Raw genomic sequence first — 25996 nt, 5'->3', positions numbered from 1 at the left:
GCCGGGTCGGCCAACACCACCGGAGCGCCTTGATGAGACCACTGTCCAGAGCCGTCACCGGAGCGGCCATGGCCGCCCTGCTCTTCTTCCTTGTCGGCACTCCCAGCCCGGCGGCGGCCGGGGTCACGGAATCGACGTCCGTCGTGTTCGACCCGGGCCCCGAGAACCGCTGCTTCGGCGTGGTGCGTGAGCCGGAGAGCATCCCGGCGGCCACCACAGAGGATTTCCATGACACCTCGGGCTGCGGCCCCGTGGACGACCGCCAGCGGGTCGACGACCGGTGCTTCAGCCGTTTTCCCTATACGGGCGCGGCTGGAAAGGCGTGTCCTGCCTGGGACTTCGTCACCTACAACTGGACCCGGGAGCAGTTCCGGAAATACCCGGGCTACGACACCCAGGTCTGGGGGAGCACCGGTTCACCACTGACCCTGACGATGCAGAACAATGCGACGGGGACGACCGGTTGCGAGTTGCGTGAGGTCGCGTTCTCCTACCACTACCCGTCGAGTTCGCTGCGCCGGAAGGCCGACGGTTCCACCTATCACTTCTCGGACGGGCGGCTCAAGGTCTCCTACGACGCCTACGCGGAGCAGACGGGAGGCTTCTCCTGCGAGGAGCAGCGGGCGATCCTGACGACGGATCTGATCTACTGGGTCAACGGCAAGCTGAATGTCATCTCGGTGGTTCACTTCAATCCCGGGGGGTTCATGGAACCTCCGAACGGTGACGGCGTGATGTGGACGAATAACTGTGCCAATGGCTGCCGCCTCACCGTGCCCGGCCAGCAGATCACGGCGAAGGCCACCACCCGGGTAACCGTCGACTTCACCGAACTGGCGAGAAAGTATGCCGCGTATCTCGGTGGCGACGGCATTCCCGCGAGCTCCCAGATCGAGGCGGCCCAGATGGTCAACAGCGGCAAGGGGACCGATCTCAAGACCCAGGTCTCCAACGCCTCGGTGACGCTCGAACCTCTCGCGCTGACTCCCTGAACGCCGTCCGGCCCGTCCCCACCACCGAGGACGGGCCGGCTGTCCTACGAGGCGTGCAGGGCCAGCGTCGGGGACATCCTCGACGCGCGGACCGCCGGATAGAGCCCGGCGATCGTACCGATGACCAGCGTCGCTCCGAAGCCGCCCGCCATCGCCCAGGGCGGAATCGTCCAGGGCATCCCGGTGGCGCCGACGTAGATGTACGTGGCCAGTGCCCCGAGGGCGACGCCGGCCAGCCCGCCCAGCCCGGAGAGCATGAGCGATTCGGTGACGAACTGGATCCGGATCTGGCCGCGGGTGGATCCGAAGGACCGTCTCAGACCGATCTCGTGTTTCCGTTCCAGTACGGAGATGATCATGGTGTTGGCGATGCCGACCCCGCCGACCAGCAGCGCGACCCCGCCGAGCCCGAGCAGCAGACTGGAGAAGGCTCCCTCGGAGGCGGTCTTCGCCTGGAGCGCGGCCGACGGGTCGGAGACCATCACCTCATGAGGCGCCTGCGGGTTGACCGTCCGCGCCAGCAACTCCCGTACCCGCGCGACCTCGTCGTCGGCCGACCGTTCGTAGAGCGATGTCGGATGGCCGTCGAATCCGAGGCGCTTCCGTGCCGCCTCCCAGCCCACCAGCGCGGAGCTGTCGATCTCGGGCGCGAGCGGCAGCGGTTGAAGGACACCGAGGACCGTGTAGTACTCCTCGCCCAGCCAGATCCGCTGACCGGCCTCGGTGATGCCCAGCCGCCTGGCCGCGGAGTGTCCGAGGACGACGGAGGGATAGGAACCGGTGGCGCCGTTGAGCCAGGTGCCCGTGGCCATGGCGCCGCGCAGTGTGTTCTTGAGGTTCTCCGTGGCGGCGTTGACCTGGATGCCGCCGGTCCGTTCCTTGGGGATGTGCTCGGAGCGGTAGACCTTGACATCGCCGACGCCGCCGGTCGCGGCGACCTGCTCCACACCGTCGATCCGGCCGACCATCCGCGGTGAACTCTTCGGGAGCTTCACCTCCTTGTCCGCGAAGAACGACTGGCCCGGTGTGACCACCAGCATGTTGGTACCGAGCCGGTCCAGGTCCCGCATGAGTTTGGCCTTGCTGGACGCGGAGATACCGACCACGGCGATCATCGTCGCGATCCCGATGGCGATACCGAGCGCCGACAGGACGACCCGCACGGGCCGGCCGCGCAGCCCCGCGGAACCGACCTGTGCGATGTCCCGGAGACCGAGCCTGGCGGGGACGAGCCTTCGGCCGCGGCGGCTCGTCATCGCGCACCTGCCGGAATGTCCCGCGAGGTGTCCTCGACGACCTGTCCGTCGCGGATACGGACCTGGCGCGGCAGCGCGTCGGCGAGTTCGCGGTCGTGGGTGATGACGGCGATCGTCGCGCCGTCCGCGTTGAGTTCGCGCAGCAGCTCCACAACGGCCTCTCCGGACGCGGAGTCCAGTGCCCCGGTGGGCTCGTCGGCCAGCAGCAGCTCCGGTTCCCCTGCCACCGCCCGCGCGATGGCCACACGCTGCTGCTGCCCTCCGGAGAGGGCGCCCGGCCGGTGGTTCATACGGTCCGCCAGCCCCACGCGTTCCAGCGCCGTCGCCGCACGGCGACGTCGCTCGGAGGAGGACAGCCCGGTGTACCGCAGCCCTTCGGTGACATTGCCCAGTGCGGTGGCGCCCGGGACCAGATGGAACGCCTGGAAGACGAAGCCGATATGGCGGGCTCGCAGGGCGGACAGCTGCCGGTCGCGGAGCCGCCCCACGTCATGGCCCGCGATGCCGACCGTACCGGCGGTGGGCCGGTCGAGTGTGCCCAGAATATGCAGGAGCGTGGACTTGCCCGAACCGGACGGCCCGACGATGGCGAGCAGTTCCCCGGCCCGGACACGCAGATCGACACCTCCCAGGGCCGTCACACCGCCCGGATACTCCTTGGTCACACCACACAGCTCGGCGACGGTCTCGGCGGACCGCGCACGGGAGATCGCGGCGGTCATGCCGGGACCCCCACCTTCATGCCCGCGCGCAGGTCCCCGCCCGACACCTCGACCCGGCCGTCGGCGAAGAGCCCCAGCCTCACCCGCACGTCCCGCGCGGTGTCACCCTCCACCACACGGACGCCGAAACCACCGCCGTCCACGGCAAGCAGCGCTTCCACCGGTACGGACAGCACATCCTCGCGCCGCTCGCCGGTCAGCCGCACGGTGACCGGTGCCTTGTCGACTCCGGAGACCTTCTCCGGCTCGTCGAACTCCACCGTGACCTTGATCACCGCCTCCTTGTCCGGTGACTGCTCGTCCGTCCGCGCCGTACGTCCGATGGAGCTGATCCGGCCTTCGGCGCCGGCCCCGCCGGGCAGTTCGACCGTGACGGCGTCGCCGGCCTTGATCTTGTCGGCCTTCGCCACCGACAGGTCGAACTGCACGACCCGCTCGGAGCTTGTCGTCGTCAGCACCGCCATGCCTGGTGTGACGCGGGCGCCCACCGACGTGTCCGCGTTCTGTACGCGGACGGCACCGGGCGCGAAGGCGATCTGGTCCGGCCCGATCCTTCCGGTCCGCTCCAGGCCCTTGCTCTTCTGCCAGGCCTTGACACCGCGCTCGGTGCCCTGGGTGAACTCGTCGTCCGCCGCGAGACCTGACCCGAAGCCGAGCGCGATCAGGTTCTCCTTGAGCCGGCGTACGTCCTCCCCCTCGTCGCCCCGGGCGAGAACGCGGTAGGCGGGGGTCTGGCCGTACATCAGGAACACGGGGGAGCCGTCGACCTCGTACAGCGTGCCGTTCCGCTCGATGGTTCCGCCGCCCGACGGCAGCCAGGTGAGCACTCCCTGCCCACCGGCCGTGATCTCGCGCTCGGCCGAGAACCCGAGTGTGCCCTTGGCCGTGTCGGTGGTGACGAGATCGCCCTTGGTGACGTCGGCGGTGGCGGTGGGTACGGAGGTGCTGTCCGCCGACGGCGCAGAGCCGGATTCGGCCGGTACGGTGACGGCCACCGCTCCCCCCACCGCGACGAGCGCCGCCGCACCGAGGGTGAGCAGAAGCTTCTTGTGTTTCATACGGAGTGCCTTTCACTCGCCGATCGGGAGCGTCAGCCGGTCTTCGCCGCACAGACCTTGTCGGCGGCGGCGAACGCGTCCTTGTCGCCGTCCGGGACTTGCTGGAGCTTGGCCGAACCGCCCTCGAACTCCGGATCCGGGTATTCGAGGCCCTCGTCCCGCATGCACTCGGCGTAGGCGAGCATCTTGTCCTTCTGCGCCTGGGTGAAGCCGCCGCCGTTCGGACCGCCGCCGCCCACTTCGCAGTCCTTCATGGCCTGGGCGAACTCGTCCTGCGACAGCTTCCCGGGCTGGATCGCCGCCATCTCGCCCGGCTTCCCGGGCTCCGTGACCTCGGCGCCCTTCTCGCGCAGACAGTCGTTGGCCTTCGCCCGTTTGTCGGCGGGCGAGCTCTGGCCGCCGGTACCGCCGCCCGACGAGCTCTGGCCGCCGGAGTCGCCCGAGCATCCGGTGAGGAACAGTGTGAGCGCCGTTATCGCGCATGCCACGGCCGGCTTGATCTTCTTCGTCCGCATGATCGGTCTCCGCGTTTCGGTGTGCTGAAGTGTGCTGACGTGTGCCGAGGAGACCTTCGCGGCAGTGTGTGTTTCATCGCTTTCACCGAACCCGTAACAGTGGTGAAAGGTGTTCCTCCGGTACACAGGTATCCATGCGCGTGCTTGTTGTGGAGGACGAGGAATTCCTCGCCGAGATGATCGCCGACGGGCTGCGTCGAAACGCCCTCGCCGTCGATGTGGCCGGTGACGGCCTGGCGGCGATGCGGCGGCTGACCTTCGGCGCGTACGACGTGATCGTCCTGGACCGCGACCTCCCAGGACTGCCCGGCGACGAGGTCTGCCGGCGGATCGTCGAGCGCGGGCTCCTCACCCGCGTCCTGATGCTGACCGCGTTCGGGACGGTCCATGACCGTGTCGAGGGCCTGGGCCTGGGAGCGGACGACTATCTGGCCAAGCCCTTCGCGTACGAGGAACTGCTGGCCCGCGTGCTGGCTCTGGGCCGCCGCGCCAACCCCATGCTGCCGCCCGTGATCAGACGCGCGGGCATCGTCCTGGACACCTCCGCCCGCCAGGCGCGGCGCGACGGCCGGCCGCTGCGGTTGTCCCTGAAGGAGTTCGCCGTGCTGGAAACACTCCTGCGGGCGTGCGGGAGTGTGGTCAGCAGTGACGATCTCGTCGAGCAGGTGTGGGAAGAGGGGATCAGCTACCGCACGAACGCGGTACGGGTCACACTCAGCCGGCTCCGGACGAAGCTCGGTGTGCCCGATGTGATCGAGACCGTGCCGGGCGCCGGGTACCGCATCGCCGCGGAGGACGACCGGTGACCGGGCACGGTCGCCCGTACCGCCGGCTCGGCCGGAGGGCGGGGCGCTTCCCGGTGCCGACGCTGGGAAGCGAACGCGCCCGCCTCACCGCGTTGTGCACCCTGATGCTGCTTCTGGTCGGCGGCGCCCTCATCGCGCTGATCTATGTGCTGCTGGGGCAGGGGCTGTACTCCAGCATCGGTGGAGCGGTGAAGAGGCTCCCGGCCACAGCGGTCGAGGTCTCGCCCGGCCCCCGACAGGGCTCGGGAGAGTCCACCGCCGACCTGACGCCCCTCCCCGGGACGACTCCGGGGGCGAGCTCCGACGAGACCCACGACGGCCGCCGGATCGAGCGGTCCATGGTCCTGGCCGGCGAGGCCCAATCCACCAGGTTCATCGACGACATACGGTCCGCCGCCCTCAACGACCTGGTCGTCGTCTCCCTGATCGCCCTCGTCGCGTTCGCCGCGGCGGCGGTCGCCGTCGCCTGGTGGATGGCCGGCCGTGTGCTGCGTCCGGTACGTCATGTCACCGAGACCGCTCGGCTTCTCTCCGGCACGAACCTCCATGAACGCATCGCCCTGCGCGCGCCCCCGGGCGAGCTGAAGGTACTCGCCGACACCTTCGACGAGATGCTCGACCGCATACAGCAACTGGTCCACGCGCAGCAGAGATTCGCCGCCAACGCCGCACACGAACTGCGCACCCCGGTGGCACTCCAGCGGGCCGCCGCCGAGATCGGTCTGGCGGACAACCCGGATCCCCAGCGGGTGGCCCGGATCCGTACCAAGCTCATCAAGACATCCGAACAGCAGGGCCATCTGATCGAGGGGCTGCTGCTCCTCGCCACGTCCGAGCAGGGCATGCGCCGCCGCGAACCGGTCGATCTGCGCGAGGTCGCGCGTGCCGTGGCCCTCGCCGCCGGCCCCGAGGCGGCCGATCGCGACGTGACACCGCACCTCGATCTCCAGCCCCTGCGGACCACCGGCGACCCCGTCCTGCTCGAACGGCTGACACACAACCTGGTGAGCAACGCGATCCGGCACAACCACCCGGGCGGCAGCGTCAGCGTCCGCACCGGCGCCGGCCGCCTGGAAGTGAGCAACACCGGACCGGTCATCCCCACGGGGACCGTCCCGCTGCTCTTCGAGCCGTTCCGGCGTATCGAGGAACGCCGGCACGCCCCGGGCGACGGTGTCGGCCTCGGTCTCTCCATCGTCGCCGCCATCGCCCGTGCCCATGGCGCCACCGCCGTCGCGACGGCCAACGCGGCGGGCGGCCTCACCATCCGGGTGCGTTTCACCGCCGCCGAGCCGCCCGGCCAGGGACATGGACGTCATGGACGGGGGACGGTCCAGTGAGGGCAGTCAGCTGCCTCATCGGACCGTCGTCCCCCGCGCCGTCAGTCTGCCCGGTACGACGTGCCGCCGCATCCGGACACCGCACGGTGTTCCTCCGGCCGGTCGAGCTGTCCGGCCCCGGACACGGGGGTGGCTGATGGATGTACGCGGCCGGACAGCACCTCAAGCGAACCCCGAACCTCCCGGATACGCATGTCGGGAGGGGCCGCTGCCCGACGCCCCGACCGCCGGTCGACCGGACGGGCACGCCCCGGGCGGACGCTCACCGGTGCGTGGCCGGCAGGGCCCGCATCGCCTGGTCGGCCATCTTCTCCTCGCCCAGCGCGTTGGGGTGCACCGGATTGAGCTGATCGAAGAAGAACACCGGTTCCACCCACCGGGTTCCCCGGGGCTGACAGGCGTCATGGCCGTCGGAGGCGCCGGCCATGTCGGCGTACGTCGTCCCTGTCTCGTTCGCGGCCTGCTCCAGGATCTCGTTCATATGGCCCTGCATGCCGCGCAGATACGGCACATCGCCCTCGGAGATAGGCATCTTCGCGAAGCATGAGCGGTCGGCCTTCGCCGGCAGCAGCCAGGGGTAACCCACCACGACCACGCGCGCGTTCGGCGCCTTCTCCTTGACCTTCTGGAGGGCGGTTCTGACGGCTGGGTAGGTCTTCTCCTCGATCAGCCGGTCGAAATGGTCTCCCCAGGTGTCGCGGCAGGGGCTGCCCTTGCCCCCGGAGAGCACCCCGGCCGCGCCACAGGCGAGGACCGCTCCGGCGAAGACGGAGCTGTCGTTGCCGCCGATGCTGACCGTCACCAGGTCCGTGTCCTCGGTGACCGCGTCGAGTTGAGGGGCGACACCGGGGTACTGGGACGTCTCGAAGTGCCGGGTCTCGGCGCCACCACAGGTCACGTCGGTCAGCTTCGCGTCCGTCGCGTCGGCGATGACCCGTGGATAGTTCTTCGCGGAGCCCAGACAGAGGAGCGGCGCCGGGACGGCGAAGGGCAGTACGCCCGACCCGGCCGCGTAACTGTCGCCGAGCGCCACATAGTTGAGGGGCGAGGTGTTCTCCGCGGCCTGCGCCGGCGCCGCCGATCCGATGAGGGAGATCGTGACGGCCATGGCCGCCAGGCCGTACCCGGCTGAACGTAGGGACATGTCGTTCTCCTTTGAACAGGACACGATCCTGGGCAACGGCCCCCAGAACGAGGGCCGTTGGTGCGCGCCGACTCGGGGCGGAGCCTGGAAGTTACCGACGGGTTCGAACCGGGTCAAGACATCGAACCGGATCGGCGCCCTCCACGCACCCGCACGCGCACCCGCACCCGAACGCGCTCGTCCGGCGCGCCGACCGTCATGCGACGGGCGCCCCGCCGACCGTCCGGAAGAACCGCCGTACGTCGCCGACCAGCAGGTCCGGCTGCTCCATGGCCGCGAAGTGCCCGCCCCTGTCGTACTCCGTCCACTGCACGATGGTGTTCGTCCGGTCCGCGACATGCCGCAGCGGGATGAAGTTCTCCCGCGCGAAGTCGGCCAGCGCGGTCGGCGCCGTCGACGGCTCGGGCGGTGTGCCCCAGTAATCGGCGTGCGCCCGCTCGTAGTAGATACGGGCCGACGAGCCGGCCGTGCCGGTCAGCCAGTACAGCATCACGTTCGTGAGCATCTGGTCGCGGTCGACGGCATCCTCCGGGCGCTCCCGGGAGTCGGTCCACTCCTTGAACTTCTCCACGATCCAGGCCAGTTGACCCACCGGCGAGTCGGTCAGGCCGTACGCCAGCGTCTGCGGCCGGGTGGACTGGATGTCGGCGTATCCCTGCCGGTCCCGACTCCACTCCTGGGCGCGTTCCCAGGAGGCGAGCGTGCGCTCGCGCTCCTGCGGGGGCAGCGCGTCCAGTTCGTCCGCGCCGGGCTTGTGGGCCGCCGCCGCGTTCGGCAGCAGGTTCAGATGGACGCCGATGACCAGATCGGGCCGGGTCCGGCCGATCTCCCGGGAAACGGCCGCCCCCCAGTCGCCGCCCTGCACCCCGTACCGCTCGTAGCCGAGGCGCCGCATCAGCTCGGTGAAGGCGGCGGCCACCCGCCGGAACTCCCAGCCCGTCTCCCTCGTCGGGCCGGACAGCCCGAACCCGGGGAGGCTCGGCAGCACCAGATGGAACGCTTCCGAGGGGTCGCCGCCATGCGCGCGCGGATCGGTGAGCGGACCGACGACCCGGGCGAATTCGACGATCGAGCCCGGCCAGCCGTGGGTCATCAGCAGCGGGGTCGCGTCCGGTTCCGGGGAGCGGACATGGGCGAAGTGGATGTTCGCGCCGTCGATGGTCGTGGTGAACTGCGGCCAGGTGTTCAGCCCGGCTTCCGCGGCCCGCCAGTCGTACTCGTGCCGCCAGTAACGCGTGAGTTCCTTGAGGTAGCCGAGGGGGACGCCGTAGGCCCACCCCACCCCCGGCAGTTCGTCGGGCCAGCGGGTGCGATCCAGGCGATCCCACAGATCGTCCAGTTCGCTCTGGGGGATGTCGAGATGGAAGGGGCGGATGGAATCAGGTGCCGATGTCGTCATGGACGCGCATGCTATGTCCGGCCGTCCACCACCCTGACGACGGCGCCCCGGTGTGGGAGTCGCCCCCTCCTCAGAGATTCTCCGGCCGCCGGTACGTGCGGCCTCCCCGGCGTGGCAGCGCGCCGGGGGAGTCGTCCGGGCCGGCGAGGGTCTCCAGCGCGAGATAGAGGTCCGCACGGACGGTCGCGGACGACAGGTCCACATCCAGCAGCCGGCCGATCTCCTCCAGCCACCGCCGGAGCGTCGTACGGTGCAGACCCAACTCCTCGGCGGCCGGGGCGACGCTGCCGAGATGGCCGAACCAGACACGCAGGGCGATCCGTTGCGGTGTGTCGAGCGGTTCGGTCAGTTCCGTGGCCCAACGGCGCGCCGACGCGGCGTCCACGAGTTCCGTGGGGAGCGCGGCGGGCGGGCCCGCGTCGGCGGGCCCGGCCGACTCCGTGGGCCCGGCGGCCGGGGCGCGCAGCGCCAAGGAGAGCCGCGCCAGGGCGAGTGGGGTGTCCAGACCGCCCAGCCGCTCGCCCGCCGTCCGCAGCCGTGAGCGCGTGGTGCCTCGGGAGACCCCCAGCATCTGTGCCGTGGCCCCGACCGACCCGGTACGCAGCCAGCCTTCCAGCGCCTGGCGCTGCGGCCGTGTGAGCGGCCCCAGCAGGGACGACGCCCATGCGGCGAGCCGGTCGGGCGGGATGATCCGCAGCAGGGCACGGTCGCCGAGCCCGGCCGCCGGGACCAGCCAGCGGCCCACCGCGGCCCCCGCGCGTGCCTGCCCCGCCTCGGTGAAGGCCGCGGCCAGCAGGTCGAGCGGCACGGGGTCCGCGACCCCGCCGAGCAGCCCGTGCCGCTCCGCCGAGCGGGCGATGAGCCGCAGGACGCGTCCGTCGTCCCGCGCGGCGTCATGGAGGGCCACGACGACCAGTTCACCGTCCAGGAGGGAGATGAGCGTGGCCGCGCCCAGACCCCCTCCGGTCGATCTTCGCGGGCCGGCGAAGATCGACCGGACAGGTGCCCGGACAGGACCCGGCCGGGCACCGGTGGGCAGCAGTGCGCGCCACACCGCCTGGTACACGGCCTGCGGATCCGCGCCGCCGGAGAGCCGGTAGACGGTGGCGTGCGAGGGCAGACCGCCGACGACCTCCGCCACGAGACGGGTTTCGCCCCGCAGCAGCAGGCGTGTCAGCACGGCGTGCAGCCGCATCTCCGCGCTCGTGAGCTCTTCGGCGCGGCGGGCACGTACTTCCAGCAGCCCGGCCGTGGTCCGGGTCACCAGCTCGGCCCGGCGGGCGGAGACGTCCGGGCCCGCGTGGACCACGAGCGCGGCGCCCACCACCTGCCGGACCGTCGTATCGCCGTCGCCCTCGCCGTCGCTGTCCCCGGACCGCGCCGCCGTGTACTTGGCCCCTGCCGCGGCGCTGGTCCCCGCCGCGGCCGCGTGCTCCGGCGAGCTGTAGACGGCACCCGCGGTCGGGTCGACCAGGACGGCCCATCCCGAGACGGCGGCGGCGGTCTCCGCGATCAGCGAGGCGCCCGAGCGGGCCGCCGCCTCGATCAGCCGGCGCGCCACCAGCCCGTCACTGTCCATCCGTACAGCTTCGGCGAGAGGCGGTACGCGCGCACGCGCTGGACGCGGTCGGGGGAAGTGGCCGGCGGGAGTGGTCAGGGGAGTGTTCAGAGGGAGGGGGACTGGTCAGGGGATACGGGCGACGCCTCCCCAGCCGCCCCGCTCGGCGACCGACGTGGTGGTGGCGTCGGGGTGCCAGTGGGGCCAGGACACCACCCCCGGCTCGACCACCTCCAGCCCGTCGAAGAACCTCACGATCTGCTCGGGTGTGCGGAGGATGTACGGGATGGCCCCGGACGCGTTGTACGCGTCCTGGGCCGCCGCGTGTCCCTCGTCCGAGGCCGCCGCGTGGCTCAGGGCCAGATAGCTGCCGGACGGCAGCCGCTCCACGAGCCGCTTGACCAGGGCGAGGGCCTCGTCGAAGTCGACGATGTGGCCGAGCACGTCCGAGATGACCAGCGCGATCGGCCGTGACATGTCGAGAGTCCCCGCCGCACCCTCGAGCACCGCGTCCGTGTCCCGCATGTCCGCCTCGATATAGGCGGTCGCGCCCTCGGCGGTCGAGGTGAGCAGCGCGTGGACGTGCAGCAGGACCAGCGGATCGTGATCCACGTACACGATGCGCGCGGTGGGGGCGATGCGCTGCGCGACCTCGTGCGTGTTGTTCACGGTCGGCAGCCCGGCGCCCAGATCGAGGAACTGCGTCATCCCCGCCTCCGCCGCGAGATAGGTGACGGAGCGCCGCAGAAAGCCGCGCGACTCCCGCGCGAACGCCTCGATCAGGGGATAGGCCTCTCGGTAGGCGTCCCCGGCCTCCTGGTCGGCCGAGAAATGATCCTTGCCGCCCAGCCAGTAGTTCCAGATGCGCGCGGAGTGCGGAACGGAGGTGTCGATACGACGCGGAGTCTCATCCGGCACGGTGGATCCTTTCGGTCACTGGTCAGAAACGGGTGGTCAGGTCATCGGGTGCGGAGCACTCGGGTCGGCCTCGGACACGGGGCACGGGTACGGCAGCGGCGTGGACGGATGCGGGGCGGCGGCGCACGCCTGGTCGATGAGTGTCCGGTACGCCGTCACGGTCCGTGTGTCACTCCAGACGTCGGCCGGTCCGACAGGGCTGTCCCGGACCACATGGTCAGGGATCTCGGGCACATCCACCCGGTACAGCGTCAGCGCGGCCACGCCGCTGAGCGGATGCGGTGGATCGGTCAGCCGCGCCACCTGAAGGATGACGTCCGGGCGGTCGGCGGCCTCACGCAGCGCGGCGAGTTGCTCCTCCATGATGCCCCCGTCGCCCACGCGCGTACGCAGCGCCGCTTCCGTCATCAGGGACCAGATCCGTGCCCCCCGCTCCGCCAGCCGGGCCCGGCGCTCGGTCAGCAGTTCGACGCGTCTGGCGCGATCGGCCGGTGAACGGTCCGTCCCGAGCATGTCCTCCACCGCCCTGGCGTACGCGGGGGTGCGCAGCAGAGGGGGCACCAGCGCCGGATGCCAGACACGGACCATGCGGGCCGCGGATTCCACGTTCATCAGGTCGAGGTCCCACGGGTCCATCACGTCCCGCCAGGGGTGCCACCACCCCGGCAGATTGGCGGTGGCCAGCTCGCTGAGGAACTGCCGGATCTCCTCCTGACCGGCCCCGTAACGCTCAAGCAGGGTGCGGACCTGGCCCGCGTCGAGCGCCGTCTCGGCCCGTTCGATCCTCATGACCGTCGTCCGGTGCGCGCCCAGTGACGCCGCCGCCTGGGTCACGGACAGACCGGCGCCCACGCGCAGCGACAGAAGCCGGGCGGCCAGGACCGCGTGGTGCACCGTGGGGCCGGACCTCGGTCTCATGATCTGCCCCCTTTCCGCCGCTCCCACATCCCGCGGGATGTGCTCCAGGGTCCCGTATGCGACACCGTGCGCACCTTGCCCGCCGTGCACACTCCGCACGTTGCATATCGGGCACGGTGCTCCGACAGTGATGAGTATGTCCCCATCTGCCCCAGCCGCATCCTCCGGGAGCGGACCGATCGAAACCCCGGGCGGGCCGTGTGCCGCAGTGAGCGGCGTCCGGCTCCTCGGCGCCGTCCCCGCCCGGGGGACCGCGTGGGTCGCGCGCCAGACATCACGGGACGACCGGTCCTCACGCGGTGGGTCCTCGCCGGACGCTCAGGCCGCCCGGAACACCCGCCGGATCTCCCTGAGCCTCGACCGCAGCGACGACTCGTGCCGGCGCGCCCGGCAGTGGGCCCGCGCCGCGCTGGCCGACTGGTCGCATGCCGACCGCGACGACATCGTCGATGACACTCTGCTGGTCGTGTCGGAGCTCGTCGCCAACGCCGTACTGCACGCCTGTGGCCCCATCCGCGCTCATCTGGAACGCCGTCCTGACGGCAGCGTTCATATCGCAGTGGACGACGGGGGGCCGGCCGAGAGCAGCCGTCCGCATGAGCTGGCCGGTGATCACGGCAGGGGCCTCGACGTCATCTCCGCGCTGGCCGCCGACCACGGGCGGACCACCGCGCTTCCCTGCCCGTACCGCGCCCGTTCCTGGGCCACCCTCACCACGGGCCACCGCTGATCCTCCTCGACAGGAGCCACCCATGTCCGCTCTGTCACACCGTTCCGGTGCTGGTGCGAGCCTCCCCGGCCCCGCCCATGCCATCGACCCCGCCCGCGTCACCTGCCGCCCGGTCCGTACCGCCGGTTCCGCCACCGCCCGGCTGGCCGTCACCGTCAACGAGACCCGTCGGCTCGTGATCGAGGACCCGGGACTCCTGATGCACCGTGCGTGGCAGATCGCGCGGAGCGACCCCGAGGCGGCGGCGGAGCTGGGCTACGGGGAGCCGTACATCATGGACGAGAGACAGGCGTTCACTCTCGTGCTCGCGGAGCGCGGCGGCGCCGAACTGGGTGAGTGCGCGGAACAGATGGGCCTGCGCGTCGTATCCACCGTCACGGTGGCGACCTGCACCGATTCGGACAGCCTCGTCTATGAGGACGAACGGGTATTCGAGCAGAGCTGACCCGGCGGAGAGTGACGTCTGTGCGCCGACGGTGCGTGTCATGGCGGGAGCGGACGACGGGCGTTGTCTGATGGCTGTTGTGGCGCGCAGCGAGAAGATCCGGGGTCGGTCGGTGGCATGTCTCCGGATCCTCGGCGTCGCTGTCGTCTATTTCGCGGGCGCGTGCGTCGGCAGGATGGAGGGCGTGGTACGGGTCGAGGGCGCGAACGTCTCACCCCTCTGGCCGTCCACCGGCATCGCCCTGACCTGTCTGTTCCTGATGGGCGTCGGGGTCTGGCCGGGGATCACGCTGGGCGTCTTCCTCCACCTCGTCACGCTCGACCCGTTGACCGCAGTCACCCCCGGGGTCCTGGCGGGCGCCACCCTCGCACCGCTCTGCTCCTATCTGCTGCTGCGCCGGGTGGGCTTCCGTGTCGAGCTGGACCGGCTGCGGGACGGGATGGCACTGGTGTTCCTGGGCGCCCTGGCCGGGATGTCGATCAGCGCGACGCTGGGTACGAGCATGCTGGTGCTCAACGGCAAGCTCCCGGTGGGCTTCTGGCCGACCTGGCTGGCATGGTGGGCGGGCGACGCCATGGGGGTTCTGCTGGTCACGCCCCTCCTGCTGCTGATCCCCCGTATGCGGTCGCCCCTGCGGACCGACCGCTGGGTCGAGGGGACGGCCGTGGTGCTCGCCGCCCTCGTCATCACCCCGCTGGCCATCACGAACTCCCTCACCCTGATCTTCCTGTTCTTCCCCGTACTCATCTGGGCGGCGCTGCGCTTCCAGCTCGCCGGGAGCGCTCCGTACGCGCTGTTCGTCTCCGTCATGGTGATCCTGGAGGCGAACAGAAGCCGGGGGGCCTTCGCCCACCACAGCCTCACGGAACGGCTGGTCAGCCTTCAGGTGCTCAACGGGACGGTGGCACTGACCTCGCTGCTGGTGGCGGCGGTCGTCACCGAGCAGAAGAACACCCGGATGCGGATCGAGCAGGCGTGCGTAGCGCTGGCGGAGGTGGTGGAGCGGCTCGCGCCGGCGGAGATGGCGAGGCTGAGGCCGCTGGAGAGGGAACCGGAGGGGGAGGAGGAGAGCGGATGACCGACCGTCAGGGACCAGGGCCGTCCGGCACCCCGAGGCTGGAGGGCATGATGACCGGGCTCGGACTGGCGTCCCTGCGCTGGCTGTCCGTCCGCCGGTAGAACCGGCGCGACGGGGAAAGCCGTCGGATAGTGGTGCAGTGCGACGTACGTGACGCGGCGCACGGACGTACGCGACGGCGGGAGGGAAGCGATGACGCCGCCTGCCGCACCGGAGCCGGGGACCATCACCACGGCCGTACCCGCACGGCTCGACCGGCTGCCCTGGTCGCGCTGGCACTGGATGATCGTGGTCGGTCTCGGCACGGTCTGGATCCTCGACGGCCTCGAAGTGACGATCGTCGGCAATGTCGCCGGGCGTCTGTCCGAGCCGGGCAGCGGTCTGGCGATCACATCGGCACAGGTCACGGGCGTCGCCGCCGCCCTGTATGTGGCGGGCGCGTGCACGGGCGCGCTGTTTTTCGGGCGGCTCACCGACCGCTACGGCCGCAAGAAGCTGTTCATGGTGACCCTCGCGGTCTATCTCGGCGCGACCGCGATGACCGCGCTGTCCTTCGACGCCTGGTGGTTCTTCCTCTTCCGCTTCCTCACCGGATTCGGCATCGGCGGCGAGTACGCGGCCATCAACTCGGCCATCGACGAGCTGATCCCGTCCGCCTACCGGGGACGTGTCGACCTGATCATCAACGGCAGCTACTGGCTGGGGGCCGTGGGTGGTTCGCTGCTGTCCATCGTGATGCTGAACACCGAGCTCCTTCCGGAGAACCTGGGGTGGCGCCTCGCCTTCGGGCTCGGCTTCGTCCTCGGTCTGGTCATCCTTCTCGTACGACGGCACGTACCGGAAAGCCCCCGCTGGCAGCTCATCCACGGGTACGGCGACGAGGCGGAGAAGCTGGTCGATTCCGTCGAACGGAGCATCGAGGCGGAGAAACACGGGAAACTCCCACCGCCGGCCGGCGAGATCACGATGCGTGAGCGCGAGAGCGTCGGCTTCGGCCTGATCGCCAGGACGGTCTTCCGGCGGTACCCCAAGCGGGCGGTCCTGAGCCTGTCGCTGTTCATCGGGCAGGCGTTCCTGTACAACGCGATCACCTTCGGCTTCGGCGCGATCCTGACCACCTTCTTCGACGTCGGGACGGGACACACGGGCTACTACTTCGCGGTCATCGCCGCCGGCAACTTCGTCGGTCCGCTGCTGCTCGGCAAGCTCTTCGACACGGTCGGCCGCCGGATCATGATCTCCGGCACCTATCTGCTGTCGGGCGTCCTGCTCTTCGTCACCGCGTGGCTCTTCGACCGCGGTTCACTGACGGCGACGACCCTCACCGCCTGCTGGTGCGTGGTGCTCTTCTTCGCGTCGGCGGGCGCGAGCAGCGCCTATCTCACCGTCTCCGAGATCTTCCCGATGGAGACCCGCGCCATGGCGATCGCGTTCTTCTACGCGCTCGGTACGGCGGCGGGCGGCATCAGCGGCCCGCTGGTCTTCGCTGAGCTCACGGCGTCGGGGGTGGTCGGGGACACGGCGCTCGCCTTCCGGATCGGCGCCGGACTCATGTGCGCCGCGGGGCTGGTGGCGGCGTTCCTCGCGGTACGGGCCGAGGGCCGGGCGCTGGAGGACATCGCCGAGCCCCTGTCGACGGTGAGATGACCGGGTGGGCGCGGCGGGGCCGGGCGCGTGAGGCAGGTCCGGGCGCGTGAGCGGCCTTCGCCGGTCACGCGGCTCGCTCCCGTACCACCTCGGCCGGATCCTTGTCGTCGCGCAGTCCGCGGAACCGGGGGTGGCGCAGCATCCCGTCCCGTGTCCACTCGGTGAACTCGATCTCGGCGACGAGCGAGGGGCGCGCCCAGTGCGGGGCGCGCTCACGGACCGGGCCGGCGAACGGCGAGTGATCGACGGCCAGTTCACCGAGCCGGCGCCGCAGCTCCAGCAGGGTGCGGCGGTCGTACCCCGTACCCGCCTTGCCCGCGTAGCGCAGCCGGCCGCCGTCGTAGTACCCGAGGAGCAGCGCTCCGAAGCCGATGCGCGAACCGGATGGTTCCGTGAAGCCCCCGACGACGAACTCCTGGGCGCGCAGACACTTGAGCTTCAGCCAGTCGGGGGACCGGCGCGGCTGGTAGCGGCCGGCGGCCCGTTTGGCGATCAGCCCCTCCCAGCCCCGGGCGCACGCCTCGTCGAGCAAATCCTGGCCGCCGTGGTTGCGGTGCGTGATGAAGCGCAGCGGGGGGCGGTGGACCAGGGCTCTGCGGAGCAGGGATTTGCGTGAGCGCAGGGGGAGTCCGGTGACATCGACGCCGTCGAGCCTCAGGAGGTCGAAGAGACAGTAGGTGACGGCGACCCCGGTGGCACGGGCCCGACGGGCGTCGGAGAGCCCCATCCGCTTCTGGAGCAGGGCGAAGTCGGTACGGCCGTCGGCGAAGGCGACGATCTCGCCGTCCACGGTGAAGTCGGCGCGGTCCTGCGCGGCGAGGGCGTCCACGATCTCCGGATAGGTGCTGTTCAGCCGTATCCCATTGCGCGACAGCAGACGTACCCCGCCCGTGTCCCGCACCGCGAGCACCCGGACCCCGTCGAGCTTGCGCTCGAAGATCCACTCGTCGTCGAACTCGCGGCGGTCGCTCAGCGTCGCCAGCATCGGCCGGGACGCCAGCTCGACGCCCGGCCGCGCCTCGGCCAGCCGCCGGCGTTCGGCGGCCGGCAGCGTCTCCAGGAGACCGGCCATCACCGCTCGCCTCCTCCTGCGCGTTCTTCCCTGACGACCCGCGTCTTCTCTGAGTCCGAGCATCGGCGAGCGCTTCCCCGTCGGCAACCGCGGTCACCGCAGGTCCCGAGCGCGCGTACCCGGGGACAGGGCCGGACGGCACCGCCATGGGTCTCTTGGCCCCTATCGGGGCGGACGGTCCGCGTGGTGCGGTGGAAGCGGGGCTTCGGGAGAGGAGGCGGGCATGCGCTTCGCCGACCGAACGACCGCCGGTATACAGCTCGCCGGAGAAGTGGCACGGCTGCGGCTCGACGACCCTGTGGTGCTGGGGCTGCCGCGCGGCGGGATCCCCGTGGCGTACCAGGTGGCCCGGGTGCTCGGCGCGCCACTGGATGTCATCGCCGTCCGCAAGCTGGGAGTGCCGTCCAGGCCCGAGCTCGGGTTCGGCGCCATCGGCGAGGGCGGGGTACGCATCCTGAACGACGATGTGGTCCGGGCCGCCCGGCTCGGGCCGCGCGAGCGCGGCGCGGTGGAACTGACCGAGCGGACCGCGCTGGAAGGGCGCCTTCGTGCCTACCGCGCGGAGCGACCGGCCACCGCGCTCACCGGGCGGACGGTGGTGATCGTCGACGACGGCATCGCCACCGGCTCCACCGCCTCCGCCGCCTGCCAGGTGGCACGGGCACGCGGTGCCGCCCAGGTGGTGCTCGCCATCCCCGTGGCCCCGCCCGGAGCGGTGGCGGAACTGAGCGGGGAGGCCGACGAGGTGGTGTGTCTGTACTCGCCGGACTACTTCGGGTCGGTCGGCCAGTGGTACACGGACTTCTCGCAGACCAGCGACGCCGAGGTCATCGAACTGCTCAACGACCGCCTGGCCGCCTCCGGGGGCCCCACGAAGAGCGGCATGGAGGGTACGGAGGGTACGGGGGCCGGAAGCGGCCGCACGGACGATGTCCCGCCCGTCGGACCCGGCCTCGAACGGGAAGTCGAGATGACCGTCGACGGCCGCGTACTGCCCGGAAATCTCACACTGCCGGACGGCGCACCGGGCGTGGTGGTCTTCGCCCACGGCAGCGGCAGCAGCCGGCACAGCCCCCGCAACCGGTCGGTGGCCGCGCGGCTGAACCGGGCGGGCCTCGGCACCCTGCTGTTCGACCTGCTCACCCCCGAGGAGGAACGCGACAGGGCCAATGTCTTCGACATCCCGCTGCTGGCCCGCCGGCTCACCCTGGTCACCGCGTGGCTGGAAGCCGAACACGCCCCGCCGGTCTGCTACTTCGGTGCCAGTACGGGCGCGGCGGCGGCGCTTCTGTCCGCGGCGGAGCCGCACGCGGACATCAAGGCCGTGGTCTGCCGCGGTGGCCGTCCCGATCTGGCCGCCGAAGCGCTCGCCGACGTACGGGCCCCCACCCTGCTCATCGTGGGCGGCGCCGATACGCAGGTGCTCGATCTGAACCGCCGGGCCGCCGAGCGTATGCACTGCGAGCACCGCCTCGACGTGGTGCCGGGGGCGACGCATCTCTTCGAGGAGCCGGGCGCTCTCGAAGCGGTCGCGGATCTGGCCCGTGCATGGCTCACGGAACATCTGTCCCCGAGTGCGCAGCGCGCGGGGCATTGAGCGCGAGTTCAGGAGGCCGGACCATGCGGACGCCGGATCCACGGGACCCCGGACACCACCGGAAGCCCGGACACCACCGGAAGAAGGACAATCCGCTGCGTCGGCCGGCCGACCGGCTGCGGGTCTTCGTCAATGTGCTCCTGATCGTCGTACTGATCATCGGCCTGCCGCTCGCGGGATGGGGCGTGGGCACCCTCACCTATGACCACTACCAAGGGGTCGTGCACTCCCAGAACCTGGGGAAGCACCAGGTCACGGCGCATCTGACCGCGAACGCGAGCCGTCTCGTACCGGGCGCGGTCCCCGGAGGCGCGGTGGGCAGCGCGCCGGTCTCCTGGACCGACGGGAGCGGAACACACACCGGCAGGACGTTTGTCGTCGAGGGCCAGAAGAAAGGTGCGGCCATCCGCGTCTGGGTGGACCGGACGGACCGGATCACCCTGCCCCCGGAGAACTCGTCCGTGGGCCTCACCTCCGGAGTGACCGCCGGGATCGTGGCCGCGAGCACGGCCGCCGTACTCGTGAGCGGCGCGGCGGTGGGGTTCCACCGCTCGCTCGACCGTCGGCTCGACGCGCGGTGGGACAAGGAATGGGCCGAGGTCGAGCCCAAGTGGTCGCACCGGAGCGACCGTTGACGACCGCTCGGGCGACCGTTGGCGACCGTTCGGGCCCCCGACGCGCACAGCCCCCGGTGCCACAGGCCGGGCGTACGAGGAACACCACCGACCCCCGGGAGAGCCACCATGACGGACAGGACGACGGACAGCACGACGGACGAGGGTTTCCAGCCGGGGCACCCTGTCCCGCACCGCGCCGACCTGGGCCGGCGGGTCCTGGCACGGCGGCAGGAACTGGGGCTGACGCGCGAGGACGTGGCCGTACGGGCGGGCTCGGCACCCGGCTACATCCAGTATCTGGAGGAGCACCCCGCGGCGCCGGGAATCGGCTTCCTGCTGCGCCTCGCCGACGCGCTGGAGACCACCGTTCCGGAGCTGACCGGCGCCACGACGGATCTCCCGCCCGGGATCGGCAGGGCCGGATACCACCCCGAGATGATCACCCTGAGCGCCGAGGACTCCCGGACACTGCTGTCCACCCACGGGGTGGGGAGAGTGGCGGTGACGCGGGAAGGCGAGCCCGCGATCTTTCCCGTGAACTACACGGTCGACGGCGAGCTGGTGGCGTACAGGACCGCTCCCGACGCCGCCCCGGCGGCGGCGGCCGGCCACGAGGTCGCCTTCGAGGTGGACCATATCGACGAGGCGTTCAGCCAGGGCTGGAGCGTTCTGGTGGTCGGTGCGGCACAGTCGGTCACCGAGCCCGAGCGGGTGCGACGGCTGGAGGAGCTGGCCCACACCACCGCCTGGGCCGGGGGCGACCGGGGTCTGTGGATCGCCATCAGCCCCACGCAGGTCACCGGGCGCCGGATCCAGGTGCACCACGGCCACCGGGTCTGAGCCTTCCGCCCGGTCCCTCCCGTCGGCCCGCTGCCCGCTGCCCGCTGCCCGCTGCCCGCTGCCCCCGGCCCTCGGCCGCTGCCCGAGCCCGGCCCTGGCCCCTTCGTCCGCGCCTTCCCCCCGGTCAGCCCTTACGGTGGAAGTGCGGCCGGTCAGCGGTTCGAGGCCCGGCCGCGACGGAGGGACCGTGGGCGACGACGGGAACAGATGGGCCGATGGTGCCCCGAGGCGGCTGGACGTCCTCCCGGAGGAGTTGCAGGCCCAGCTCGACGCTGTCCAGCACGGGACGCCGCAGTCGATGCAGAGCCTGCTCGAAGCCGTACTCTCGGTCGGGCGCGAGCTGGACCTGTCACAGGTGCTGCGGCACATCGTGGAGGCCGCGGTGGTGCTCGTGGACGCCGAGTACGGCGCGCTCGGCGTCATCGGCGAGGGGATGACACTCTCCCGCTTCCTGCCCGTCGGCCTCACACCGGACGAGATGGACGCCATCGGCAGACTGCCCGAGGGCCATGGAATCCTGGGCGAGCTGATCCGCCACCCCGAGTCCCTGCGGCTCTCCGAGATCTCGGACCACCCGGAGTCGTACGGGTTTCCGCCCAGCCATCCGCCCATGCACTCGTTCCTCGGCGTGCCGATCAGAGTGCGTGACACCGTGTTCGGCAACCTCTACCTCACCGAGAAGAGGGGCGGCAGGGACTTCGACGACGAGGACGAGACCGTCCTGTCCACCCTCGCCGTGGCCGCCGGGGTGGCCATCGAGAACGCGCGGCTGTACGAGAAGGCCCGGGACCGGCAGCACTGGCTGGAGGCCAACGCGGAGATCGTCGCGGGTCTGCTGTCCGGAGCGGACGAGACCCAGGTGCTCCCCCTGGTCGTCGATCACGCGCGCCGTATCCTCTCCGTCGACCTGGGGGCGCTGGCGCTGCCCGACGAGACCGGGGACGTGCTGCGGATCGCGTTCGCCACCGGAGTCGACGCCGAGGCGCACAACGGGCTGGTGCTGCCGCGGAAGGGCTCGTTCGTGGGGGCCGCCCTGCACGCGGGACAGCCGCTGATCAGCGTGGACGTCGAGAAGGATCCGCGGAGCGCCGCCGGTCCCGCGCGGTGGGGCGGTCTGGGGCCCGCCGTGGCGGTGCCGATGGTCGCCCGGGACGATGTGCGCGGGGTGCTGCTGCTGGCCCGGCTCCGTGGAAAGGTCCCGTTCACCGTGGCCGAGACGGCGCCCCTGCTGGCCTTCGCGGGACAGGCGGCGCTCGCGATGGAACTCGCCGGGCGACGGCGCTCGGCCGAACAGCTCACCCTGCTGGAGGACCGCGACCGGATCGCCCGTGATCTGCACGATCTGGCCATCCAGCGGCTCTTCGCCACCGGCATGACCCTGCAGAGCACCCTGCGGTTCGTCGACCATCCGGCGGCGCGCGAACGGCTGCTGCGCGCCGTGGACGATCTCGACGAGACCATCAAGATCATCCGCTCGACGATCTTCGGTCTGCGCGCCCATGACACGGGGCGTACCCGGCAGGGGCTGCGGGTCCGCGCCACGGCCGTGGTCGAACAGGCCGTACGCGCGCTCGGCTTCACCCCGTCGCTGCGTATGGAGGGGCTCATCGACACGGATGTGCCGTCGGCCGTCGCCGACCACGTCGTCGCCGTCCTGGGCGAGGCGCTGAGCAATGTCGCACGTCACGCGCGCGCCACCGGCGCGGAGGTGTCCCTCGTCGTCCGCGATCACCGGCTGACGCTGGCCGTCTCCGACAACGGGATCGGCATCGCACCGGACTGTCCCAGAAGCGGACTGGACAACCTGGCCGGGAGAGCCGAGACGCTGGGCGGCCGGATGACGGTCGAGGCGGGTGGTCACCAGGGCGGCACCGGCCGTGGCGGCACGCGCCTCGTATGGACCGTGCCCGTCGACCCCTGCTGAACCGTGCCCGTCGACCCCTGCCGAGGATCCGGGGGCGCGCTGGACGGGCGCGGGCTCAGTGGCCTTCGTGGGCGGGGTCGGCGGAGTGCGGGGCGGCGTGGGTGGCGAGGACGGCGGCCTGGATCCGCCGTTCGACGCCGAGCTTGGACAGCAGCCGCGAGATATGGTTCTTGACCGTCTTCTCGGAGAGATAGAGCCGCTCGCCGATCTGCCGGTTGGTCAGCCCCTCGCCGATCAGCCCGAGGATCTCGCGCTCGCGAGGGGACAGCCCGGCCAGCGCGTCGGGTTCCCGGCGCTCCTCCGTCCCGTCCTCGCCGCGCAGACTGCTCATCAGCCGGGCCGTCGTGGCAGGGTCGAGCATCGACCGGCCCGAGGCGACCGTACGCACGGCGTCCACCAGATCCGACCCCTTGATCTCCTTCAGCACATAGCCCGCCGCCCCGGCCATGATCGCGTCGAGCAGAGCGTCGTCGTCATCGAACGACGTGAGCATCAGACACGCCAGGCCGGGCATCCGCGACCGCAGCTCCCGGCAGACCGTGATCCCGTCACCGTCCGGCAGCCGTACGTCGAGCACGGCGACGTCGGGCCGGAGCGCCGGGCCCCTGGCCAGGGCGTGGTCCGTCGAGCCCGCGTCGCCGACCACCTCGATGTCCGGCTCCGCGTCGAGCAGATCCCGCACCCCGCGCCGGACGACCTCGTGATCGTCGAGCAGAAACACCCGGATCGGCTTCCGCGCCGAGAAGTCCCGTGCCTCGTCCATGCCAGTCCTCCGCGCCGTCGTGGGCCCGCGCCCCCTCCATCGTGGCGCCACCCCACCATCGTGGCGCGGGCTCCGGCGGGCGGACCAGGGCCGAACGGGGCCCACGCATGGGCCGTCCAGGTCCGATGGGGCTCCCGGGGTCCCTTACCGGTCGCTTCTCCCGGGTCCCTTCCCGGTCGCACCGGCCTCGCGTTCGCCCGTCAGGCGCCGGCGTCACGCTCACGGTCCTCCGCGCCGGGAGTCGCGGGCGGTGACACGGGCAGAGTCACCGTGAACACGGTGCGCCCGGGGGCGCTCTCCACACCGACCGTGCCGCCGTGCGCGGAGACCACCGCGTACACGATGGCGAGCCCCAGCCCCGTGCTGCCCGCCGCGCGCGAGCGACCGGCGTCCGCGCGGACGAATCGGCCGAAGATCTCGGGCTGGAGCTCTTCGGGGATGCCCGGGCCGTCGTCCGCCACGCTCAGCCGGATGCCGTCCTCGTCGTGCGCCAGCCGGACGGTGACCCGCGTACCGGAGGGTGTGTGCGAGCGGGCGTTGGCGAGGAGGTTGCCGACGGCCTGGTGCAGGCGGTGCTCGTCGCCCGTGATGGTCACGGCCTCCTCCGGCAGATCGAGCAGCCACCGATGGCCGGGTCCGGTGGCCCGCGCGTCGTCCGTGGCGTCGAGCACCAGCCGGGTGAGGTCCACGGGCTCGCGCTCAAGGGCCCGGCCCGCGTCGATACGGGCCAGCAGCAGCAGGTCGTCCACCATGCGGCTCATCCGCACCGACTCGGACTGGATACGGTCCAGCGCCCGCTCGACCTCGGCCGGTACGGGACCCTTGTGCCGGAGCGCGAGCTCCGCGTGGCCGCGGATGTTGGCCACGGGCGTGCGGAGTTCATGGCTGGCGTCCGCGGCGAAGTGGCGCAGTCGCTCCTCACTGGCCTGCCGTCGCTCCAGGGCGTTGCCGACATGGCCGAGCATGCGGTTGAGCGCCGTTCCGACCTGACCCACCTCGGTGCCCGGATCCGTGACCGGTACGGGGTCGGGCATGGCGACCTCGCCGCTGGCGAGCGGGCGCTCGGCCACATTCGCCGCGGTGGTGGTCACCCGGCGCAGCGGGCGCAGCGACAGCCGTACCCACAGCGCCGCCAGGGTTCCCGTGACGATCAGGGCCGCGCCGAAGACGGCTCCCTCCACCCACTCCAGCCGGTGCAGGGTTTCCTCGACGGGGCGCAGCGGCAGTCCGGTGATCAGCACATCGCCTTCGTCGCCCTTGACGGCTTCGAGCCGGTAGTGCCCCAGCGCGGACAGCCGGAGCGTATGACCCTTTCCGTCGAGGGGCAGTTCGGCGAGCGCCAGCCGGTCGCCCGAGGTGAGCCGTACCTCCGAGACGTCGCCCTCCTTCCCGACGACGGCCGCCCGGGTGGTCGTGCCCCGCAGCAGGCGGGCTCCGAATGTGCCCTTCGACTGGCCTCTGGTATCGGGACGGTTGTCGCGGTCCGGGGTCGCCTCGTGTTCCAGACTCGCCGCGAACTTCCCCCCGGACGCGGAGAGCTGCTGGTCGAGCCGGCGGACGAGGAAGCCTTCGAGCGCGAAGGCCGTGGTGACCCCCACCATCAGACAGGCGAGGGCGAGCAGCACGACGAGCCCGGCGGTCAGCTGACCGCGCAGCGTACGCGGCGGCAGGGAAACGGCTGACAGCAGCCGACGTGCGGGAGCCGCCATCAGGGCTCCGGCTTGAGTACGTACCCCACGCCGCGCACGGTGTGGATCATCGCGGGGCGCCCGGAATCGATCTTCTTGCGCAGATAGCTGATGTACAGCTCGACGACATGCGCGCGGCCACCGAAATCGTAGGACCAGACCCGGTCGAGGATCTGTGCCTTCGACAGCACTCTGCGGGGGTTGCGCATCAGGAATCTGAGCAGTTCGAACTCCGTGCGGGACAGCTCGACGAGATCGCCGCCCCGCGTGACCTCCCGGGCCTCCTCGTCCATCACCAGATCCCCCACGACCAGCAGCCGCTCACCGTTCGTCTCGCGCGCCATCCCGGCCCGCCGCAGCAGCCCGCGCAGCCGGGCCAGCACTTCCTCCAGGCTGAAGGGCTTGGTCACGTAGTCGTCACCGCCCGCGGTGATCCCGGCGATCCGCTGCTCGACGGAGTCGCGCGCGGTCAGGAACAGCACACACACATGCTCCAGCTCCCCGCGCAGCCGGTGCAGCACCCCCAGACCGTCCATGTCGGGCAGCATCCAGTCCAGGATGACGGCGTGCGGACGGAACGCGCGGGCGACGGCGACGGCCGACGCGCCGTCGGCGGCGGAGCGCACGTCCCAGCCCTCGCCCGACAGCACGCCGGTGAGGACCTCGGTGAGATCCGGTTCGTCGTCGACGACGAGGACCCGCACCGGGCCGCCGTCGCTGCCGTACAGACGGGGCGGGTGGCTGTGGTTGTCCATGGTCCCTACAGCATCCCCCGTGCTACGGCGCGGGTGGCTCAGGGCTCGCTCTGAGTTTCCTCTGAATAACCCTGGAGCGACGGCGCTCAGAAGGTCCTCAGAGGTTGAGTTGCCAGGCTGGGCGGCCACCGAAGGAAAGGGAGAGGGACCCATGACCAGCGTGAACCACGGGACAGGTCCGGGTCCACGTCCGGGTCCGGGTCCACGTCCGGGT

General features: G+C 71.2%; 24 protein-coding genes. 11 read left to right on the top strand and 13 right to left on the bottom strand.

From position 1 onward, the window contains the following. The first annotated feature begins 32 nt into the window (after nt 1-32). Nucleotides 33-992 (top strand): hypothetical protein, encoded by a 960-nt coding sequence (locus M1203_RS01355; protein ID WP_249947572.1) that lies wholly within the window; start codon nt 33-35, stop codon nt 990-992. Between the two features lie 44 nt (nt 993-1036). On the opposite strand, the gene M1203_RS01350 is transcribed toward M1203_RS01355, so the two are convergent. From M1203_RS01350 to M1203_RS01335, 4 genes are read right to left on the bottom strand one after another with little or no spacing between them, the layout of a single operon-like run. After that, nucleotides 1037-2248, bottom strand: a complete 1212-nt coding sequence (locus M1203_RS01350) for an ABC transporter permease (RefSeq protein WP_249947571.1) — start codon at nt 2246-2248, stop codon at nt 1037-1039. After that, entirely contained in the window at nt 2245-2970 is a 726-nt protein-coding gene (locus M1203_RS01345) for an ABC transporter ATP-binding protein (protein ID WP_249947570.1), read from the bottom strand. Before M1203_RS01345 ends, M1203_RS01350 begins: the two co-directional genes overlap by 4 nt. After that, nucleotides 2967-4028: an efflux RND transporter periplasmic adaptor subunit gene (locus M1203_RS01340; protein ID WP_249947569.1), complete on the bottom strand. Its 1062-nt coding sequence runs from the start codon at nt 4026-4028 to the stop codon at nt 2967-2969. The genes M1203_RS01345 and M1203_RS01340 overlap by 4 nt, the downstream gene beginning before the upstream one ends. Before the next feature lie 32 nt (nt 4029-4060). Continuing rightward, complete coding sequence (locus tag M1203_RS01335; RefSeq protein ID WP_249947568.1) at nt 4061-4543, bottom strand: hypothetical protein; 483 nt, start codon at nt 4541-4543, stop codon at nt 4061-4063. Between the two features lie 134 nt (nt 4544-4677). On the opposite strand from M1203_RS01335, the gene M1203_RS01330 reads away from it, so the two are divergent. Beyond that, nucleotides 4678-5349 (top strand): response regulator transcription factor, encoded by a 672-nt coding sequence (locus M1203_RS01330; protein ID WP_249947567.1) that lies wholly within the window; start codon nt 4678-4680, stop codon nt 5347-5349. Then, on the top strand, nt 5346-6689 hold the full coding sequence (locus M1203_RS01325; RefSeq protein WP_308404826.1) for an ATP-binding protein: 1344 nt from the start codon (nt 5346-5348) through the stop codon (nt 6687-6689). Before M1203_RS01330 ends, M1203_RS01325 begins: the two co-directional genes overlap by 4 nt. A gap of 262 nt (nt 6690-6951) precedes the next feature. Here the strand turns inward: M1203_RS01325 and M1203_RS01320 are convergent, their stop codons facing one another. The 5 genes from M1203_RS01320 to M1203_RS01300 all read right to left on the bottom strand — a co-directional run bounded on the left by M1203_RS01320 (nt 6952) and on the right by M1203_RS01300 (nt 12629). Further along, a complete protein-coding gene (locus tag M1203_RS01320) occupies nt 6952-7833 on the bottom strand; it encodes an SGNH/GDSL hydrolase family protein (RefSeq protein WP_249947566.1) in 882 nt (293 codons plus the stop codon). A 196-nt stretch (nt 7834-8029) separates the two neighbouring features. Next, nucleotides 8030-9232, bottom strand: coding sequence for an epoxide hydrolase family protein (locus M1203_RS01315; RefSeq protein ID WP_249947565.1), 1203 nt, complete (start codon nt 9230-9232; stop codon nt 8030-8032). A gap of 70 nt (nt 9233-9302) precedes the next feature. After that, nucleotides 9303-10811 carry a helix-turn-helix domain-containing protein gene (locus M1203_RS01310; RefSeq protein WP_249947564.1) on the bottom strand — a complete coding sequence of 503 codons (1509 nt, stop codon included), beginning with the start codon at nt 10809-10811 and terminating at the stop codon, nt 9303-9305. A gap of 105 nt (nt 10812-10916) precedes the next feature. Beyond that, the gene (locus M1203_RS01305) at nt 10917-11708 is read right to left on the bottom strand and encodes an SAM-dependent methyltransferase (protein ID WP_249947563.1); all 792 of its coding nucleotides are present in this window, start codon (nt 11706-11708) and stop codon (nt 10917-10919) included. Nucleotides 11709-11744: 36 nt separating this feature from the next. Then, nucleotides 11745-12629: a helix-turn-helix domain-containing protein gene (locus tag M1203_RS01300; protein WP_374401649.1), complete on the bottom strand. Its 885-nt coding sequence runs from the start codon at nt 12627-12629 to the stop codon at nt 11745-11747. A gap of 205 nt (nt 12630-12834) precedes the next feature. Here M1203_RS01300 and M1203_RS01295 point away from each other — a divergent pair, with 205 nt between their 5' ends. The 4 genes from M1203_RS01295 to M1203_RS01280 all read left to right on the top strand — a co-directional run bounded on the left by M1203_RS01295 (nt 12835) and on the right by M1203_RS01280 (nt 16526). Beyond that, a complete protein-coding gene (locus tag M1203_RS01295; RefSeq protein WP_249947561.1) occupies nt 12835-13356 on the top strand; it encodes an ATP-binding protein in 522 nt (173 codons plus the stop codon). A 22-nt stretch (nt 13357-13378) separates the two neighbouring features. Continuing rightward, nucleotides 13379-13801 carry a hypothetical protein gene (locus M1203_RS01290; RefSeq protein WP_249947560.1) on the top strand — a complete coding sequence of 141 codons (423 nt, stop codon included), beginning with the start codon at nt 13379-13381 and terminating at the stop codon, nt 13799-13801. 40 nt (nt 13802-13841) lie between these two features. Beyond that, complete coding sequence (locus tag M1203_RS01285; protein WP_249947559.1) at nt 13842-14879, top strand: MASE1 domain-containing protein; 1038 nt, start codon at nt 13842-13844, stop codon at nt 14877-14879. Nucleotides 14880-15071: 192 nt separating this feature from the next. Beyond that, nucleotides 15072-16526: an MFS transporter gene (locus M1203_RS01280; RefSeq protein ID WP_249947558.1), complete on the top strand. Its 1455-nt coding sequence runs from the start codon at nt 15072-15074 to the stop codon at nt 16524-16526. A 64-nt stretch (nt 16527-16590) separates the two neighbouring features. On the opposite strand, the gene ligD is transcribed toward M1203_RS01280, so the two are convergent. After that, on the bottom strand, nt 16591-17598 hold the full coding sequence (gene ligD / locus M1203_RS01275) for a non-homologous end-joining DNA ligase (RefSeq protein WP_249947557.1): 1008 nt from the start codon (nt 17596-17598) through the stop codon (nt 16591-16593). Between the two features lie 223 nt (nt 17599-17821). On the opposite strand from ligD, the gene M1203_RS01270 reads away from it, so the two are divergent. The 4 genes from M1203_RS01270 to M1203_RS01255 all read left to right on the top strand — a co-directional run bounded on the left by M1203_RS01270 (nt 17822) and on the right by M1203_RS01255 (nt 22576). Beyond that, entirely contained in the window at nt 17822-19195 is a 1374-nt protein-coding gene (locus M1203_RS01270) for a phosphoribosyltransferase family protein (protein WP_249947556.1), read from the top strand. Nucleotides 19196-19218: 23 nt separating this feature from the next. Further along, on the top strand, nt 19219-19830 hold the full coding sequence (locus tag M1203_RS01265) for a hypothetical protein (protein ID WP_249947555.1): 612 nt from the start codon (nt 19219-19221) through the stop codon (nt 19828-19830). A gap of 108 nt (nt 19831-19938) precedes the next feature. After that, entirely contained in the window at nt 19939-20652 is a 714-nt protein-coding gene (locus M1203_RS01260) for a pyridoxamine 5'-phosphate oxidase family protein (RefSeq protein ID WP_249947554.1), read from the top strand. 187 nt (nt 20653-20839) lie between these two features. After that, nucleotides 20840-22576 (top strand): GAF domain-containing protein, encoded by a 1737-nt coding sequence (locus tag M1203_RS01255; RefSeq protein WP_249947553.1) that lies wholly within the window; start codon nt 20840-20842, stop codon nt 22574-22576. Nucleotides 22577-22631: 55 nt separating this feature from the next. Here the strand turns inward: M1203_RS01255 and M1203_RS01250 are convergent, their stop codons facing one another. The 3 genes from M1203_RS01250 to M1203_RS01240 all read right to left on the bottom strand — a co-directional run bounded on the left by M1203_RS01250 (nt 22632) and on the right by M1203_RS01240 (nt 25782). Beyond that, entirely contained in the window at nt 22632-23339 is a 708-nt protein-coding gene (locus M1203_RS01250; protein WP_249947552.1) for a response regulator transcription factor, read from the bottom strand. A gap of 200 nt (nt 23340-23539) precedes the next feature. Beyond that, nucleotides 23540-25048, bottom strand: a complete 1509-nt coding sequence (locus M1203_RS01245) for a HAMP domain-containing sensor histidine kinase (RefSeq protein WP_249947551.1) — start codon at nt 25046-25048, stop codon at nt 23540-23542. Continuing rightward, nucleotides 25048-25782, bottom strand: a complete 735-nt coding sequence (locus M1203_RS01240; protein WP_283958038.1) for a response regulator transcription factor — start codon at nt 25780-25782, stop codon at nt 25048-25050. The genes M1203_RS01245 and M1203_RS01240 overlap by 1 nt, the downstream gene beginning before the upstream one ends. Nucleotides 25783-25996: the final 214 nt, after the last annotated feature.

Origin of the sequence: Streptomyces sp. 35G-GA-8 (assembly GCF_023534745.1) — a bacterium.
Classification (GTDB): domain Bacteria; phylum Actinomycetota; class Actinomycetes; order Streptomycetales; family Streptomycetaceae; genus Streptomyces.
The sequence above is the reverse complement of the archived record's forward strand: the minus strand, read 5'-3'. Positions and strand labels throughout refer to the sequence as shown.